The 17114-nt window shown below is 69.8% G+C and carries 11 protein-coding genes; 4 read left to right on the top strand and 7 right to left on the bottom strand.

Annotation, left to right across the window (positions count from 1 at the left end; genetic code table 11):
* Window positions 1-57 precede the first annotated feature (57 nt).
* The gene (locus AC1C2T_RS04300) at window positions 58-2913 is read left to right on the top strand and encodes an immune inhibitor A domain-containing protein (protein ID WP_495384365.1); all 2856 of its coding nucleotides are present in this window, start codon (window positions 58-60) and stop codon (window positions 2911-2913) included.
* A 57-nt stretch (window positions 2914-2970) separates the two neighbouring features.
* On the opposite strand, the gene AC1C2T_RS04295 is transcribed toward AC1C2T_RS04300, so the two are convergent.
* On the bottom strand, window positions 2971-3939 hold the full coding sequence (locus tag AC1C2T_RS04295) for a DUF389 domain-containing protein (RefSeq protein WP_495384364.1): 969 nt from the start codon (window positions 3937-3939) through the stop codon (window positions 2971-2973).
* A 116-nt stretch (window positions 3940-4055) separates the two neighbouring features.
* A complete protein-coding gene (locus AC1C2T_RS04290) occupies window positions 4056-4736 on the bottom strand; it encodes a TetR/AcrR family transcriptional regulator (RefSeq protein WP_495384363.1) in 681 nt (226 codons plus the stop codon).
* 256 nt (window positions 4737-4992) lie between these two features.
* Between AC1C2T_RS04290 and AC1C2T_RS04285 the strand changes: the two genes are divergently transcribed.
* Window positions 4993-5952, top strand: coding sequence for a PfkB family carbohydrate kinase (locus AC1C2T_RS04285; RefSeq protein ID WP_495384362.1), 960 nt, complete (start codon window positions 4993-4995; stop codon window positions 5950-5952).
* A 260-nt stretch (window positions 5953-6212) separates the two neighbouring features.
* On the opposite strand, the gene AC1C2T_RS04280 is transcribed toward AC1C2T_RS04285, so the two are convergent.
* The 3 genes from AC1C2T_RS04280 to AC1C2T_RS04270 are packed head-to-tail and all read right to left on the bottom strand — an operon-like array spanning window position 6213 to window position 10126.
* Window positions 6213-6713: a glutathione peroxidase gene (locus AC1C2T_RS04280; RefSeq protein WP_495361474.1), complete on the bottom strand. Its 501-nt coding sequence runs from the start codon at window positions 6711-6713 to the stop codon at window positions 6213-6215.
* A gap of 35 nt (window positions 6714-6748) precedes the next feature.
* Window positions 6749-8308, bottom strand: coding sequence for an SLC13 family permease (locus tag AC1C2T_RS04275; RefSeq protein ID WP_495361476.1), 1560 nt, complete (start codon window positions 8306-8308; stop codon window positions 6749-6751).
* Window positions 8309-8335: 27 nt separating this feature from the next.
* Window positions 8336-10126 carry a threonine/serine exporter family protein gene (locus AC1C2T_RS04270; RefSeq protein ID WP_495361478.1) on the bottom strand — a complete coding sequence of 597 codons (1791 nt, stop codon included), beginning with the start codon at window positions 10124-10126 and terminating at the stop codon, window positions 8336-8338.
* Window positions 10127-10289: 163 nt separating this feature from the next.
* On the opposite strand from AC1C2T_RS04270, the gene AC1C2T_RS04265 reads away from it, so the two are divergent.
* Both AC1C2T_RS04265 and AC1C2T_RS04260 read left to right on the top strand, forming a co-directional pair.
* Window positions 10290-11963, top strand: a complete 1674-nt coding sequence (locus AC1C2T_RS04265) for an MFS transporter (protein ID WP_495361480.1) — start codon at window positions 10290-10292, stop codon at window positions 11961-11963.
* Window positions 11960-13483, top strand: coding sequence for a leucyl aminopeptidase family protein (locus AC1C2T_RS04260; RefSeq protein ID WP_495361481.1), 1524 nt, complete (start codon window positions 11960-11962; stop codon window positions 13481-13483). The genes AC1C2T_RS04265 and AC1C2T_RS04260 overlap by 4 nt, the downstream gene beginning before the upstream one ends.
* A gap of 264 nt (window positions 13484-13747) precedes the next feature.
* On the opposite strand, the gene AC1C2T_RS04255 is transcribed toward AC1C2T_RS04260, so the two are convergent.
* Window positions 13748-16921 (bottom strand): helix-turn-helix transcriptional regulator, encoded by a 3174-nt coding sequence (locus tag AC1C2T_RS04255; protein WP_495384361.1) that lies wholly within the window; start codon window positions 16919-16921, stop codon window positions 13748-13750.
* A complete protein-coding gene (locus tag AC1C2T_RS04250) occupies window positions 16918-17109 on the bottom strand; it encodes a hypothetical protein (RefSeq protein ID WP_495384360.1) in 192 nt (63 codons plus the stop codon). The genes AC1C2T_RS04255 and AC1C2T_RS04250 overlap by 4 nt, the downstream gene beginning before the upstream one ends.
* Window positions 17110-17114: the final 5 nt, after the last annotated feature.

Below are 17114 nucleotides of genomic sequence, written 5' to 3'. Positions count from 1 at the left end.
CGACGAACGTCGTTCACGCCCCACGGTCACCTCCGAGGGGCGCTCGAAGGGAGAAGCATGTCTGGATTCACCACCCGCGCGCGGAGGCGCGCGGTTGCGGTCCTCCCGGTATTCGCACTCGCTGCCACCGGTCTGGTGTCGGTCGGGGCGAGTAGCGCGGCCGCGGCTGAATCGCCGGTCTCACCACCGGTGATCAGCGACTCCGAGTACTACATGAACTACGTCGCCCCCCGTGTGGAGCAGGCGTTCGGCACCGACGAGCTGGTGGGTGACGCCATCGCGCAGCGTAGCGCGGGCACCGTCGCCACCGAGGCCGAGGCGTTCGACCAGAAGTTCTCGCAGGGCAACCCGCTCGCCGCAGAGGGGCTCGCTCAGCTCGAGGCCGCGTCGATCGAGACCGGCAAGAGTCCCGGTGAGCTCAAGCGCGACCGGCACTGGGATCGCGGCCGAGACAAGAACCGGCACAAGAAGCCCGACTACAAGCAAGCCGATGAGACGCAGGAAGCAAAGCTGCTCACCATCCTCGTCGAGTTCAACGACAGCGCGAACGACGACTTCTCCGGCACCTACGTGCCGAACGAGTACGGTGCGACCGAGTGCAAGCCCGGCGAGGTGCAGAGCGGCCCGATGCACAACAACATCCCGAACCCGGCCGACTACGAGCTCGAAGACAACAACTCGATGTGGGTTGCCGACTTCTCGTCCGAGCACTTCAACAAGATGCTCTTCACCGACAAGGGCATCACGGAGCGGGTTCGCAAAGACCTGAAGGGTCCCGACGGCCGCCGCGGCATTGACATCTCGGGCCACACGATGAAGGCCATGTACGAGGAGATGTCGCGCGGCGCCTACACGGTGACCGGCGAGGCGACTCCCTGGATCACTGTGCCGCACTCGGAGGCCTACTACGGCGCGAGCCTCTGCTTCCAGAACGAGGAGGGGGTGTACGAGGCCGGGGCGATCCAGGACATGCAGGGCCACCCCGACAACCCGCTCGGTGCCGGCCAGCTCCCGATCGACGCTGTCGAGGCGCTCGCGCAGGCGCAGCCCGACTTCCCGTGGGCCGACTACGACATCGAAGACCAGGGCGACCGCGACGGCGACGGCGACTTCCTCGAGCCCGATGGAGTCATCGACCACGTCGTGCTCGTGCACGCCGGTGAAGACAAGTCCGGCGGCGGCGGCGCCGAGGGCACGTACGCTCTCTGGGCGCACTCCTCGGCCGTCGCAGGCGGCGCGGACATCCCCGGCACCGACCTCAAGCTGTCGAACTACATCGTGCAGCCCGAAGACTCGGGCGTCGGCGTGTTCGCTCACGAGTACGGCCACGACCTCGGCCTGCCCGACCTCTACGACACCTCCGGTGCCGGAGACTCCGACATCGACTTCTGGGATCTGATGTCCTCGGGCTCGCACTCGGGACCGATCTTCCAGTCGATGCCCACCCACATGGGCATCTGGGACAAGTGGATGCTCGGCTGGGCCGACCCTGTCGAGGTCAACCCCGGTGACGCTCCGAGCACGATCAACGTGGGCCAGAACTCCCGGCCGTTGGTCGGCACCGAAGACGGCGTGAAGATCAATCTTCCCGACAAGGTGATCACACTGGCCGAGCCGACCAGCGGCGAGAACATGTGGTACACCGGTGCCGACCAGGACTGGGGCGACATCCGCATCGTCCGCAGCCTCGACGTGCCCGCCGACGCGAAGTTCTGGATGAACAGCAACTTCGTCATCGAGCAGGACTGGGACTTCGGCTTCGTCGAGGTCTCGACCGACGGCGGCACGACGTGGACCGAGCAGAAGGTCTACGACGAAGCCGGCACTGAACTCACGACACCCGACGGCTACGCCGACCCGAACGGCAACATGGCGACGTTCGGCAACAAGAAGTACGGGCTCACGGGCACGTCGAACGGTTGGCAGAAGCAGTATGTCGACCTCACCTCGTACGCCGGCACGACGGTGAGCCTGCGCCTGCGGCTCGCAACCGATGCCGCCTACCAGGATCGCGGTTGGTTCGCCGACGACTTCGCACTCACGAGCGGAGCGGAGACCGTCTGGAGCGACGATGTCGAGAGCGGTGACAACGGCTGGACCGCTGAGGTCGAGACGTTCGCCGCGACGACCGGTCCCGGCTGGCGCATCGACACCGGCACCTCGGTGAAGGCGCAGTACTACATGGTCGAGTGGCGCAACTTCGACGGCTTCGACGAGGGGCTCAAGTACGGCTACAACTCCGTGTACAGCGCGGGTGCGTGGAAGGTCGAGAAGATCAAGTACAACGCTCCCGGAGCGCTCATCTGGTACCGCGACACGACGTACGGCAACACGAACCACGTGGTGTCGAACGAGACGGCGCTGCCGAGCGCCGGTGCCAAGGGCGGCCTGCTGATCGTCGACAGTCACTTCGACCCGCTGCGTCGCACCGGTGAGGCGGCCGAGATCGATCCGACGGCGACCGACAACATGCCCTCGCGGGCGCAGTCCTCGAACGCCGCGTTCGGCCTCGAGAAGACGTACCGCTTCACGGAGTGCATCACGGGCGCCGATGTGACCGACGAGTACTGCACCGACGTGCGCTCTCAGAAGCCGGTGAGCACCTTCACCGACGACCAGGGCTGGGTGCCGGGCATCGAGATCCGGAATGGAGCCGACCTGTACTACCGGTTCCGCAACGGCTCGGCCGTCGTGCCGTCGCTCGGCAACTCGCCGTACACGACCCGAGTCGTCGATGAGAACGGCAAGCCGCTGCCCGAGTTCTACGGACTCGAGGTTCAGCCGGGCATGACGCTCGGCACCGGCAACCCCGCCGACGCCGGCGTGGGCTACGGCACCGTGATCGAGGTGAAGAAGGCGCTCAAGCGCAACACCTCGGCGCTGATCAAGATCACCCCGCCGACCGTGGGCTGATCCGGCGACACGACACCGACGAGGCGTCGGCCCCTCCGGGGGTCGGCGCCTCAAGCGTCAGCGACCTCCGGCGGGCGGAACGAGCAGGCGGCGCTCGCGACGCCTCCACGCCCGACGCTGCACCGTGAGTTGCACGGCGAGCGTGAGCACCCCGCCGGTGACGATCGAGACGAGGTTCACGAGCAGCTGCACGGTGGAGCTGCCGGCTTGCGACCACTGCCCATCGGCGACGGCGACGGCGATCGCGCCCGCCGCGGGAATGGTCGTCACCGAGATGAGCACGCCGATGAGTGCGCCCGACTTCGCCGAGGTGAGCGAGAGCACGCCCGCGATGCCGGCCAGGAAGCCGACGATGTAGCTGAGCGCCCCGGGCTGCCAGATGAACTCGGTGAGCGGATGCTCCTGCGACAGCGGATCGTCGGGAAAGACACCGATGCCCTCCAGCAGAAGCGCGAACCCGATCGTCACGAGGATAGCTGCGCCGTACCCGATGAGCAGGGTCGCCGTCGAACGCCACGCCACCCGAGGTCGGCGGCGCACGATGCCGACGGCGATCGCGGCGAGCGGGCCGAAGTCGGGTCCGACGACCATCGCCCCGACGATGAGGATCGGTTGGTCGGTGACCACGCCGACCGCGGCGATGAGCGTGGCGACCGTCATGAACACGAGGAACGTCGCCGACAGCCGCACCTCGTCGTCGGTGCGCGCTTCGACCTCCTCCCACACGACGGCGTCGTCGTCGTTGCCGAACACTGCGGCCGCGCTGTGGCGTCGCTTGCGGCCGAGCGCGAGGTCGACGGCCTCGATGGCGATGGAGCCCTGTTCGTCGAGCCCGACACCGTGCAGCTCGGCGAGGAGCGAGCTCGTCGCATCGCGTTCGACATCGCAGAGGATCACATCACCGACGGGGTCGACCCCAGCGCCCGGCAGCACGATCAGGTTCGCGACGGGCCCGTCGGGCGCCAGCAGCACTCGGTCGACGTCGGCCCGAAGCGCCTGCGGCACGATCATTCTCAGATGCAGCACGGTGCAAGTCTGGCGCGAGCGGATGCCGCCTTCCGCCCGGCAGGGCCGGTATGTAGGACATCCGCCTCTTGGGAGGACGCGTGCATCCCGCTTCGTCCTACCAAGAGGCGGATGTCCTACATTGCGAGCGGAACGGCAGGCGGAGGGGTGAGCACACCGTCGAGCAGGCGATCCAGGCCCCAGGTGAAGGTGTCATCGACCCCGGCGGCCGTCTCGGCGCCGGCCACGAGATGCGCGGTCGCTTCCGTGAGCGGGTGGCTCGCAGCATCCGTCCAGAGTGCGCCGGTCACCGATCGGGCGACGGATGCCTCGGGGTCGCCCGCCCGCTCTGCGGCGTCGAGGGCAGCCACCCCGAGTACGTGGGCGCGCACGGCGTATGCGGCCCGTGCGGCGTCGGCCAGCGGCATCCGCTCGCCCATGAAACCGGCGATGAGGGTTTCGTTCAACCCGAGCGCGTGCCGCCCGTCGAGCGGACCGCTCGTCACGAGCACCATTGCGCCCGTGTGCTCGGCGAGTCGCGTGCGGAACGCTGCGGCGAGCGCGTGCACCCTGCCGCGCCAGTCAACCGCCGCGTCGGATGCCGCGGCGAGGTCGAGACTCGAGAGGAGCTCTTCGACCATCGCACGGAGCAGCGCGTTCTTCGATGGGAAGTAGGTGTAGATCGCGGTGGGTGTGAGCCCGAGTGCCGCGGCGACGCCCCGCACCGAGACGGCGGCGAAACCCTTCTGCTCGAGGATCTCGAACGCGGCGTCGACGATGTCGACCTGGCTGACGCTGCGTCTCGGTCCGGGTTTCATGGTGCTGGGTGCTCCTCGGGGTCTCACCCCTATTCTCCCGGCTCGCGCGCACCCTCCCGCACCAACTCCCGAACTCACGCGCGCCACGAGCTTTCGCCCGACCACGGATGATTCGTACGACCGTCTCCCGACGAAGGGTCGTGGGGAGCATTGCGCCGCGCTGCACACACGTCCCCCGCGGCGCGTACGATCGTGCCCACGCGATTGCTCGAGCGCGGCTCGGGCGAGATCGCGCCGCGATCGGAGGAGTGAACGCATGAAGCGACCGGCACGCATCGTCGTCATCGGCGATGCCCTCATCGACGAGATCCGCGATCCGCGCGGGTCCCGCGAATTCGTCGGCGGCGCCGCGCTCAACGTGGCGGTGGGCCTCGCACTGCTCGGCGAAGAGACCACCCTCGTCGCCATGCTTGGGGACGACGAGCCGGCCGACCGCGTGCGCGCCTACGTCCGCGACTATCGGGTGAAGCTCATCGAGAGCCCGTCGGAACATGGCACCTCGCGTGCAGTCTCCGACCGAACCGACGGCGAGCCCCGCTACGAGTTCAATGAGGCCGCGCAGCGGCGCCGCATCCGATTCGACGAAGCCACGCGTGCCGCGATCGACAAGGCGGACCTCGTGGTGGTGAGCTGCTTCCCCTTCGACGACCCTGGGCAGGTCGCCGAACTCGCGACGGCGATCGACCGACCGGGCGAGCGACTCATCATCGACGGCAACCCACGGGCCGGCATGATGGCCGACCGCGAGGTCTTCCTCGAGCAGTTCGTTTCGGTCGCCGCGACAGCCCTGCTCGTCAAGGTCGGCGACGAGGACGCCGAACTGCTGCTCGACGCCCCACTTCCGAAGTTCGTCGAGCGGCTCCGCACAGCGGCTACGAGCCGGCCGGGGACGAGCCGGCCGGCAACGGATGCCCCGGCTCCCCACTCCCCCGCGATCCTCGCGACAGCGGGGAGGGCCGGCGCGACCGTGCACCACGGCGGAGACGCGGTGCACGCCGGCATCGTCGAGCTTCCCGGCCCCATCGTCGACACGATGGGCGCCGGCGACGCGACGCTCTCGGCGGTCGTGCACCACATCGCGGTGCACGGGTTGCCGCGCACGGTCGAAGGCTGGGCCGACGCGCTCGTCGAGGCGATGACCATCGCCGCCGCGACCGTGCGCCACGAGGGCGCATTGCTGCGCGTCCCCGCGGGGCCGGCCGTACTCGCCAGCTGACCCGCTTGTCTCGCTTCTCAGGAACTTGTTCGGCATGCGGGGCGACACACCGCGGTCATGCGGCGTGTCGCCGTGGATCTCCTGAGAAGCGCAGCTGGCGAGACGAGATCACCGTACGAATCGCACCTCGCGCACCGGGGAGAACGCCTGCGCCCTGGGGAGAACGCCTGCGCCCTGGGGTTGTCGAGCGCCCACAGGTAGGCGGGCCGATCGCCGATAGCCGCGTCGAGCAGCGCCTGCCCGACGCCCGTGCCGTGGAGTCAGTCGGCCGGGCGAGCCACCGGCAGCGCGGCCTCGATCGCCGCGATCACTTCGGGGGCGTCGGGCTCGGTCTGCGGGCGGAACCGCCGCACCTCGCGATCGGGCGTGACGAGGAACTTCTCGAAGTTCCAGGTGACACGGCCGGCCTTGCCGGCGGCATCCGGTGCCCGCTTCAACTCGGTGTAGAGCGGGTGCTCGTGGCGACCGTTCACCCGAACGCGATCGAAGATCGGAAAGGTGATGCCCCACGTCGTCGAGCAGTACTCGCTGATCGCCTCGTTACTCGAGAGCTCTTGCAGGAACTGGTTGCTCGGGAACCCGAGCACGGTGAAGCCCGCTTCGCCGTACTTTCGCTGCAGCTCCTCGAGCTTCGCGTATTGCGGTGCCAGCCCGCACCGCGAGGCGACGTTGACGACGAGCACGGCCTTGCCCGTGTAGTCACCGAGCGTCGTCGTGCTGCCGTCCATGGTCGTGATGGGGATCTCATCGATTCGGTTCATCATCGCCTCCGATCCCAGCGTACGTCGCGCGGGGCTCAGAACGGCCAGATGAGCGGCACGTAGAACACTGCGACGACCAGGAACAGCAACAGCAACGGCAGCCCGAGCTTCCAGTAGTCGCCGAATCGATAGCCGCCGGGTTCGAGCACCATCGTGTTGGCGGGGGTCGCCACGGGAGTGAGGAATGACGCGGCCCCCGAGACCGTCAGCGCCATCATGAACGGCAGCACCGAGACGCCGAGGTCGGCCGCGACGACGACCGCGACGGGCGCGATGATGAGCACCGTCGCAGTGTTCGAGATGAGCTGGCCGAGCACCATCGTGAGCGCGCAGATCGCAAAGAGCGCCAGGTACGGCGATGCGTCGCCGACGAGTCCGAGCAGCCCATCGGCGATGACATCGGCAGTACCCGTGCTGATGAACGCCGTCGAGAGTGGGATCATGCCTGCGACCAGCACGACCGTGGTCCACGAGATGCTGCGATAGGCCTGCGTGGGCGACACCACGCGGGCGAGCACGAGAGCGGATGCCGCGGCGAGCCCCGCGATCGCGGGCGGCACGAGACCCGTGGCGAGCAGCACCACCATCGCCGCGAGGATCACGATCGCCCGCTTCGCGCCGGAACCGAGCGGCACCGAGCGGCGCACCAGCGCCGGATCATCGACGACGAGCACGTGGGGGCCGGCGGTGTTGCGCTCGAGCTGGTCCCACGCGCCGGTGAGCAGCAAGGTGTCGCCGGCCTGCAGCCGCGAATCGGCGCCGACGAGGTCTTCTCCGCCGCGCTGCACGGCGAGCACGACGAGATCGCCGCTCGGGGTCACCATGCCCGGAAAGAGGTGCAGGCCGATGAGCTCGGAGCGAGGTGCGACGACGACCTCGGTCACGCCTCGGCGCACCCCGATCAACTCGGTCTCCTCTGGCAGGTCGTACTGCTGCCGAAGCGTGCGGGCGTGCTCGCTCACGTCTTGCGGCAGCCTCGTCGGCGCGCGTTCGGGCAGCAGCCGACGCCCGATGAGCGAGACGATGAGCAACGTGCCGATGACGAGAGGCACACCGACGAGCCCGAACTCGAAGAAGCCGAACGGCCGGGCGCCGGCGTCGGCGGCCGTCTCGCTCACGATGATGTTGACCGGCGTACCCGTGAGCGCGAGCAGCGAACCGGCGTGAGCCGAGAAGGCGAGCGGCATGAGCATCTGCGACGGCGGGATGCCGGCGCGCGTCGCGACCACGACGACGACAGGGATGAGCGCCGCCACGGCGCCGTTCACGCTGATGAGGGCGGTGACGCCGGCGACGAGGAGGCACACGACGAGCAGCAGTGGCCCGCGCTTCGTGCCGGCGCGCCCGATCACCTGCTGACCGGCCCACGCCGTGACCCCCGTCGAGTCGAGCGACTCGCTCACGACGAAGAGGGCGGCGATGAAGATCACCGTCGGGTCGCCGAATCCGGCGAGCGCTTGCCCGAGATCGAGGATGCCGGTGAGCCAGAGCGCCACGGCGACGCCGATCGCAACGATGCCGATCGGCACCCGGTTCGACATGAACGCCACGATCGCGAGCGCCAGGATGACGAGCGTGGTCGCGACGGGGTCCATTCGCTCAGATTAGCCGCGAGGCATCCCTCACAGCAGTGGCCCGCGCGATGATCTCAAACCGCTGGTCAGGGCCGAACCGGCGAGTGTGCCGAGGGCGATGGCCACCATCGTCGACACCGTCGTGACGAGGGTCGTCACGCCCGCCTCGTCGCCGCCGAGGATCGAGGTCACCCCGACGAGGCCGAGCGCACCGGGCACGAGCAGCCAGAACGCGGGGAGGAAGCTGACCACGGCGGGCGGGCCGGTTCGCTGGCGCGCCACCATCACCGCGACCGGGGTCATCACGAGCGCCCCGACGAATGCCGAGAGCACGCCGCCGAAGAAGATATCGCCGATGACCTGCGCGCCGTACGCCGTGTAGAGCACGAGCAGGATCCAGCCGATCGAGTCGCGACGCCCGCACTGGTGCACGACGATGCCGACGCCGAAGACAGAGACCGCGATCCACGGCGCGATCGGCCCGATCGGTTGGGATGCCGCGGTGAGCTCGACGCCCGGAACGCCGACGAGTGCGGCGCCCGCGACGATGCCGACGGCGAGCAGCACGAGCTGCATCGCCCCGGCGGCGAGCCGCCCGGCACCCGCCATCATCTGACCTGTCGACAGTTCGATGACGCCCGTCGTGAGGAGCGACCCCGGCAGCAACGTCACGAGGGGGGCCATGAGCGATGGCAGCACGCCGGGGTCGAGACCCATGCGGATGAGCAGGAACACCGCGATCGAGACGAAGAACGCGATGCCGACGGTCACGAGGGCCTGGTAGTCGCGCGGCGCCCGAGCGGCGATGAGCAGCACCCCGCCGACGATCGCACCGAGCACCGCTGCGACCGCGGCGCCCACCCATGAGGCGCCGAGCAGCACGGCGAGACCCGCGGAGAGCAGCACGTACGCGACGACGCGCTGGGTCGCAGAGTACGGTGCCGGCCTGCGGCGGAGCCTCCGGATGCTCCGTTTCGTCGTCACGGGGTCGATGCGACCTGCTCTGGCGGCTTCGACCGTGCGGTGCAACTCGTCGACCTGGTACAGCATCAGGCGGCTGTGCCCGCTCGAGACGGCACCGGTGCGGAGTTCGCCGACGCCTCGGGCGGAGACGATCAGCGCGGTCGGGAAGACGATGGTCTCGGTCTCGGGAATGCCGTTCACCTTGGCGATGTCCTCGAGCGCAGCGCCCACGGTGGTCACCGAGTACCCCGCGTCGATCATCGCCTCGCCCGTGGCCTCCATGGCGGCGAGGGTCTCGTCCGCGGCGGCCCCGTGCACCACGGCGCCGGCGGCCACGTCAATCAAGCCGGTCTGGCCGGTCTGGCCGGTCTGGCCGGACTGGCCGGTTTCCGCTACGGGCTCGGCGGCACCCGGCCGCCGGATCGCGAGGAGCACCGCGGCGATCGCGAGCAGCACGATCACGGCGATGATCCACGACCACGGCGAGCGATTCTCGACATCGGATGCCGCGGGCGGCACCGGTTCGAGCACAGGCGCGTCCTCAGGGTCACCCCCGCCATCGCCGTTCTCGTCGACGGGGCCGCCTGGAACCTCAGGCGGCGGCGCCTCGGAGGCCGGCGGCTCGACGGTCTCGACGGGCGGCTTCGGATCCTCCGTCGGCCCCGGCTCCGGCCCTGGGTCGGGTTCGGGTTCCGTCGGCGGCACCTCCCCGGCCGGCGCCTCCCCGGCCGGCGCCGTCGGCTGGACGGGTTCGACCACCGGGCTCATCGCAACCGCCCCCGCCGGGGCCGCGGCGAGCGCGCCGACCCCGAGCATCGCGGCCACGGCGAACGCCGCAAGCACGGAAGTGACCCGCACACGCCCCCCGGCTGACATGACGCTCACTGTAGTCGTCACAGTCGTCGCGACTCAATGACAGCCGGCCGGAGTGCGGGGGGCGGACATTCGCCGCCTTCGCAGTCGCAGCAGCAGCAGTATCGCCGGGCGAGGCTCACGCAGTACGGTGAGCATCAGTATCTGTGAACCGAGGGGATCGTTCATGAGCATGCAGGCCGAGGCACCCGTCGCCGTTCCGATTCCGAAGACTTCGTGGCTCGCGCTCATCGTGGTCGTGATGACGCAGATCCAGGTCTCGTTCGCCGTGAATGCGCTGACCGTGTCGATGGCCGGTATCACGACCGACCTCGAGACCGCGGCGAGCTCGATCGGCATCGCGATCACCGCCGGAACCTTCGCAATGGCGGCGTTCATTCTGCTCGGTGCGAAAATCGGTTCCCGCTTCGGCAGCCGAGGCGTCTTCCAGATCGCCGTCGCGATTCACGGCGTCGCCATGCTCGGTGTCGCGCTGAGCGTGAGCCCGGCGATGCTCTTCATCGCGCAGGCCTCCTCGGGCGCCGTCATCGCGCTCATCGCGCCGGCGCTCACGGTGTTCATCGCCACGAACTACCACGGACCGCAGCAGGGCAGAGCGATCGGCCTGCTCGCTGCGGCGATCCCCGCGGCGGGCGTACTCGCCCTCATCCTCGCGGGCTGGTTCGCGACCACGATCGGATGGCGCTGGTCGTTCGTGCTCATGGTCGGCCTCGCCGTCATCAACCTGTTGCTGAGCTTCCGGCTGAAGCGCGTGCCCGCCCAGCCCGGCCTCTCGATCGACTGGACCGGCGCCCTGCTGGCCGCCGTCGCCGTCATCCTGCTGAGCTTCGGCTTCTCCGGCCTCTCGACGTGGGGAGTCTGGCTCGCGACGAACCAAGCGCCGTTCGACATCCTCGGCATCTCGCCGGCCCCGCTCCTCGTGCTCGCGGGCCTCATCGTGGGCCAGGTGTTCTTCTCGTGGCTGCGGCGCCGAGGGCGCGAGGGCAAGCCGCGCATCTTCGACCTGCGGGTGCTCGCGACGGGCTCCGAGCGCGCGATCACCGCGTGCATGGGCATCATGCTCTTCGTCGGCACCGCCGCGAACTTCCTGATTCCGCTCTACATCCAGGTCGTGCAGGGCCGGTCGAGCATCGAGACGTCGTTCTCGATCATCCCCTACACGCTGTCGATCTTCCTCGCATCGACATTCATCGCATCGCTCTACGGCAGGTTCCCGCCGCGGGTGCTCGCGAGCGCAGGGTTCGTCGTCGTGGCCGCTGCGCTCACCCTGCTCGCCTTCACCGTGCGCGGCGAATGGAGCCAGGGCTTCGTGGTCGTGGGACTCATCCTGCTCGGCCTCGGCCAGGGCTCGATCGTCGCGCTGGTGTTCAACACCCTGCTCTCCGCGGCGCCGAAGCAACTCGCGGGCGACGTCGGCGCCTGGCGCGGGCTCGTGCACAACATCTCGGGCAGCGTGGGCATCGCCGTCGGTACGGCCTTCGCGGTCGGCATGCTCTCGACGATGCTGTTGACCGGGGCGCAGGAGCACCCCGAGATCTCCGATGAGCTCATCTCGCAGGTGAACTTCAACGAGGCCGACTTCCTCACGAACGAGCAGCTCGCCGCCGCCCTCGAATCCCGGGCGACCGGCCCCGAAGTCGACGCCGCCATCCTCGTCAACGCCGAGGCGCGGCTGCAGTCGCTGCAGGTGTCGCTGCTCGGTCTCGCGGCGCTCGCGCTGCTCGCGATCGTGCCGGCGACGCGCATGCCCGGCCGACGCAAGGACGAATTGCCCGAGAAACTCGAACCCGACGATGACGACCCCATCGATCCCGTCGACGAAGAAGAGGCACTCGCATGACCCGCAGTCCGAACAAACTCATCCCGGCCGACTTCACCGCGACGCCGTCGCTCGCGCATTCCCTCGCGGTCGTGCTCGACGACGCGCTCGGCGAGGTCGAGACGACCGGCGTGCTCGTATTCACGGATGCCTCGGAGCCGGCGTCCATCGCCGGGCTCGACCCCGCAGCGTGGCAACGGGCCGGGTTCGACGCGAAGCCCGGACAGACGCTGCTCATGCCGGGCGACGAGCCCACTGTGCTCGTCGGCGGCGGCACGACCGCAGATCTGACCGTCAACGGACTGCGCGACGCGACCGCGACCTTCGTGCGCGCGGCATCGACGAGCGCGCGCCTCGGTTTCGAGATCCCTGCGCTCGGTGGCCTCGACCGCGCAGCCGCCGGGCAGGCGATCGCCGAAGGCGCCGCGCTCGCACGATACCGCTACACGGGCCTCTCGACGAAGCCCCCCGGCACGTCGCTCGAGCGACTCGCCCTGCGAATCGGCGACGTGCTGCCGGCGACGCCCGACGCCGCCGAACTGGCAGCCGGCATCGAGGTGGGCCTCATCACCTCACGAGCAGCGAACATCGCCCGCGACCTCGCGAACGCCCCAGGCGGGCATCTCACGGCGACCGACCTGGCCGATGTCGCCGTCGAGCTCGGCACTCGCTTCGGGTTCGACGTCAAGGTGTTCGACAAGCAACAGCTCATCGACCTCGGCTGCGGCGGCCTGCTCGGCGTGAATCGCGGCTCGACCGAAGAGCCGCGCATGATCAAGCTGCGCTACACGCCCGCCGGATCCTCCACCGGACACCTCGGCCTCGTCGGCAAGGGCATCATGTACGACTCGGGCGGCATCAGCCTGAAGCCGTCGGACCCGATGCACCTGCTCATGAAGATGGACATGGGCGGCGCGGCATCCGTGCTCGGAGCCTTCACCGCACTGCGCGACCTCGGCGCCACCGCGACCGTGAGCGGCTGGCTCATGTGCACAGACAACATGCCGTCGGGCTCGGCGTACCAACTCGGCGACGTGCTCACCGCGCGCAATGGCACCACGGTCGAAGTGAGGAACACCGACGCCGAGGGCCGGCTCGTGATGATGGACGGCATCTCACTCGCGAACGAAGACGGCGTCGATGCGATCGTCGACATCGCGACACTCACGGGGGCGGCGCTCATGGCACTCGGCCAGTCGGTGGCGGCGCTGCTCGGCAACGACGAGACGATGCTCACGGCGGTCGAGCGCGCGTCGGCTGCGACCGACGAGCAGGTCTGGCGGCTGCCGCTCGAGCGCAGGTACCGCAAGCAGCTCGACTCGGAGGTCGCGGACATCGCCAACCTCGGCGGCCCGTTCGCCGGTGCGACGACGGCGGCGCTGTTCCTCGACCACTTCGTGGGTGCGACCCCGTGGGCGCACCTCGACATCGCGGGCACGATGCAGTCGGATGCCGACGACTCGTGGCGCTCGAAGGGTGCGACCGGGTTCGGCGCGCGCATCCTCATCGATGTCGCACGGGGGTTCCGCCCGGTGCGCTGATCGCGCCATGGTCCTCGCCCCCGCCCCAGCCCTTGCCTTCTCGCTCGCCAGAGCCTTGCAGCAATTCAGGTCAGCGCACGGCGTGTCTTCGCTTCAGCCACGCGACACGCCGGACGACACGCCTCCGCTCCTGAATTGCTGCACGGCACGGGCCACGGCACGGGCTGCACGGCACGGCACGCGGGGCTGCACGGCTTGAACTGAGCGGAGGGCGGCGCTGCGGAGGCCGGCGCTGCGGAGGGCGGCAGGGACGGCGCGCCCGCGTCAGCGCAGCACGCCCGCGCGGTAGGCCGCCTCGGTGCGGGTCGCCGCGCCGAGCTTGCGCAGGATCGCCGAGACGTGCACGCTCGCAGTCTTGCCGCTGATGAAGAGTCGCTCACCGATCTGCCGGTTGCTGAGCCCCTCGGCGATGAGTTCGAGCACTTGCCGTTCGCGTGCGGTCAGCTCGGCGGTCGCGGCGGTGAGTTCGGCATCGGATGCAGCGGCGCCCGCGATGCCCGGTGCCCCGGCGTTGTTCGCCGCCTTGCCCCGGCCGGCGCCCATGCCGCCGTCGAGCGCGAGCCCCGCGGCAGCTGCCACCTGCGAGACCCGGTCGCGAACCGCGCCGACCCCGCCGCTCAGCGCCAGGTCGAGCGCACTCTGCAGCGTCACCTTGGCGGCGGCGCGATCGCCGCACGCGAGTTCGGCCTCACCCTGTCGGAGGAGGGCGAACGGTGCGAGGTATCCGGGCGCGGCAGGCGCGGCGGCGGTCTTCGCCGCTGCGCTCCAGGCCGCGACATCTGAACCGGCGGCGCCCCCGGGCGCCTCGGCGAGCTCGGCGTCGAAGAACGCGGCCCAGAGCGAATGCGTCGGCCACATGGTCAGCTGATCGAGCAGCCCACGGAACGTGGGCTCGGCCGCCCCGATCTCGGCGGCGAGCGCATCGGAGATGCCCCCTGCACGCTCGGGCGCACCCGATCTGGCGGCGCCGATGACTCGCGCCGCCACCCAGAGCGCCGGTAGAGCGTAGCCGGGTAGTGGCACGTCGTGCTCTTCGAGCACCCGCCTCACCTCTCGCCACGCCTCGGCCACGTCGCCGTTGGCGAGCGCCACCTCGGCGGCGACGCGGCTCACGCTGAGCCTCGTCTGCGTCTCGACCTCCATGACCTCGCCCCAGGCGGATCGGACGCGCCGCAACTGCTCGGCCGCACGAACCGGTTCGCCGAGCCACAGGATGCCCCAGATGCGTGCGCGTTGCAGGTAGACGCCGAACGGGCCGGGAGGGTCGAGGGCGAGGGCGCGCTCGACCAGTGCGGCGGCGCGATCCCATTCGCCGAGAGCGAAGAGCGGGTCGACGGCGTTGGAAGCGAGGAGGACGCCCGTGCTGCGCTCGACACCTTGGGCGCGTGCCTGTTCGAGGCCCGCTTCGGCCAACCGCACCGCTTCGCGATGGTTGCCGACGAGGTACTGGAGGTCGGAGGCGTTCACCCAGTAGCGCAGCAGCGCCGTACCGTCGCCGGCGGCGAGTTCACGCGCGCGCTCGAGGCCGGCCAGACCTGCCTCGACCTCGCCACGACTGGCACGACTGACGGCCGCGATGTTGGTGGTGATCGACGCGTATCTCGGCGAATCGAGCTCGAGCGCCACGCTGAGCGCACGTTCTGCGGTCTCGACGGCCTCATCGAGCCGACCCTCGATCATGAGTCGGCCGCTGAGACCGGTGAGCACGGTCATGCGAATCTCGCTCGAGCCGTGCTCGCCGAGCGCCTCGAGCGCTTCTTCGAGTACGGGAATCGAACCCGGCCGCCCCACGTTGGCGAGGTACATCGCCTTGTCGCGCAGGAACCGGGGGTACTGCGGATCGTCGCGCGGGCACTCGGCGAGGGCGGCTTTCACGAGCGTGAGGCCTCGCTCGCCTTCGCCCGCATTGCGGAGGTGCGAGGCCGTGCGGCCCATGAGCTCGAGCTTCGCCATGCCGGCGGCACGTGCCGGATCGGGCACGACGTCCCACAGGCCGAGCGCCCGTTCGCCCAGTTGAGCGGCCGTCGCATACGCCGCTGCGGCGCGCGCTTCGCGCATCGCCTGGATGCTTGCGGGGAAGGCTCGCGTCGCGTCGTGCGCGCCGAGCCAGTGGAAGGAGATCTCGGCAGCGAGTCGACGAGTGCCGGCGGCGGCCGCCGCTTCGTACGCCTCGGCGTACCGTGCGTGGAAGCGCGCCCGCTCGCCGGGCAGCAGGTCGGAGAGGATGGCCTCGCGCACGAGCGCGTGTCGGAAGGCGTAATCGTCACCCTCGATCGTGAGCACCCCGAAGACCACGCACTGGCGTGCCGCGGCGTCGAGCTCATCGGCTGTGCCTGCGTACACGCCGGACAGCAAGGCGTGGGAGATGCGCACACCTCCGGTGGAGATGAGCCGCAGCAGCTCTTGTGCCGGATCGGGCAGTCGCTCGTAACGGGCGAGCAGGAGCTCGCGCAGGGTGTCGGGCACGAAGCTCTCGTCGCGGCATCCGTCGATGCCGACGAGCTCTTCGACGAAGAACGGCACGCCGTCGCTGCGGCGGAACACGGTGTCGAGCGCACTCGCGCTGGGCGCCTCGTCGACCACGAGCGACTTCACGAGCTTGCGCACCTGCGCGCGAGTGAGCCGCGGGAGATCGCGGCGTTCGACCCAGCGGTCGCGCTCGGCCTCGGAGAGGAAGGGGCGCAGCGGATGCCCCCGCGTGACGTCTTCGCTGCGGTACGTGAGCACCGTGAGCACTCGGCTCGAGCCCAGCGCGCGCATGAGGAATCGGAGGAGCGCAAGCGTCGCGGCGTCGACCCAGTGCAGGTCTTCGATGACGAGCACGATGGGGCGCTCGCGGGAGACGGTCTCGAGCAGCACCGCGATGCCCTCGTGCAGTTGGCCGGTGGCGGCGCCGACACCGGCCAGTGCCGCGGCGGGCTGGACGTCGGTCTCGGACGCCGCGAGCTCTGGGAGGAGCGCGGCGAGCGCCGAGCGACCGGGGCCGGCCGCCTCGAGCACCCGCTCGGGCCCGAGCTCGGCGATGAGCGTGCGCAAGGCCGCCTTGACGGGAGCGTACGGTGCCGCGACACTGCCGAGGTCGACGCACTGACCGGCGAGGAGCTGCACGTCGGCCGGCAGCCCGCGCTGGAACTCGCGGATGAGCCGGGTCTTGCCGATGCCGGCTTCACCGCCGATGATGACGGTGAACGGCGCGCCTGCGCGCACCTCGTCGAGTCGCTCGTTGAGCCTCGAGAGGTCGGCGTCGCGACCGACCATGGCCGCCGCTGACGTGATCACGATCTCATCGTGCCACGTACCACCGACAGCGGCGGCTGCCGCGGCATCCGTGATCGCGCTCAGCTGAATCGGATCGGGAGCGCTCGGCGGATGCAGGTGCACCCGCGGGCCGGCGGGCAGTGACACCGCCGGCGCCCCGATGGTGACGGTGGGGGTCACCGCAACGCGAGTCGCGGAGCCCGGTGCGCGTGGTGGTGACGGTGCCGGCGAACAGCGATGCCGGGCGACGCCACCGCGTCGCCCGACCCGCTCTCTTCGGCACTGCGCTGCAGGTTGAGCTCGTGCTCGGCGCGCAGCACGTCGGTCTGGTGGGCGTGCAATACGACGAAGTCTGCCGAGAACTGCATGATTC

Source organism: Agromyces sp. Y558 (genome assembly GCF_059445415.1).
Note: the sequence above shows the minus strand (reverse complement) of the source record. Positions and strands in the feature narration are given on the sequence as shown.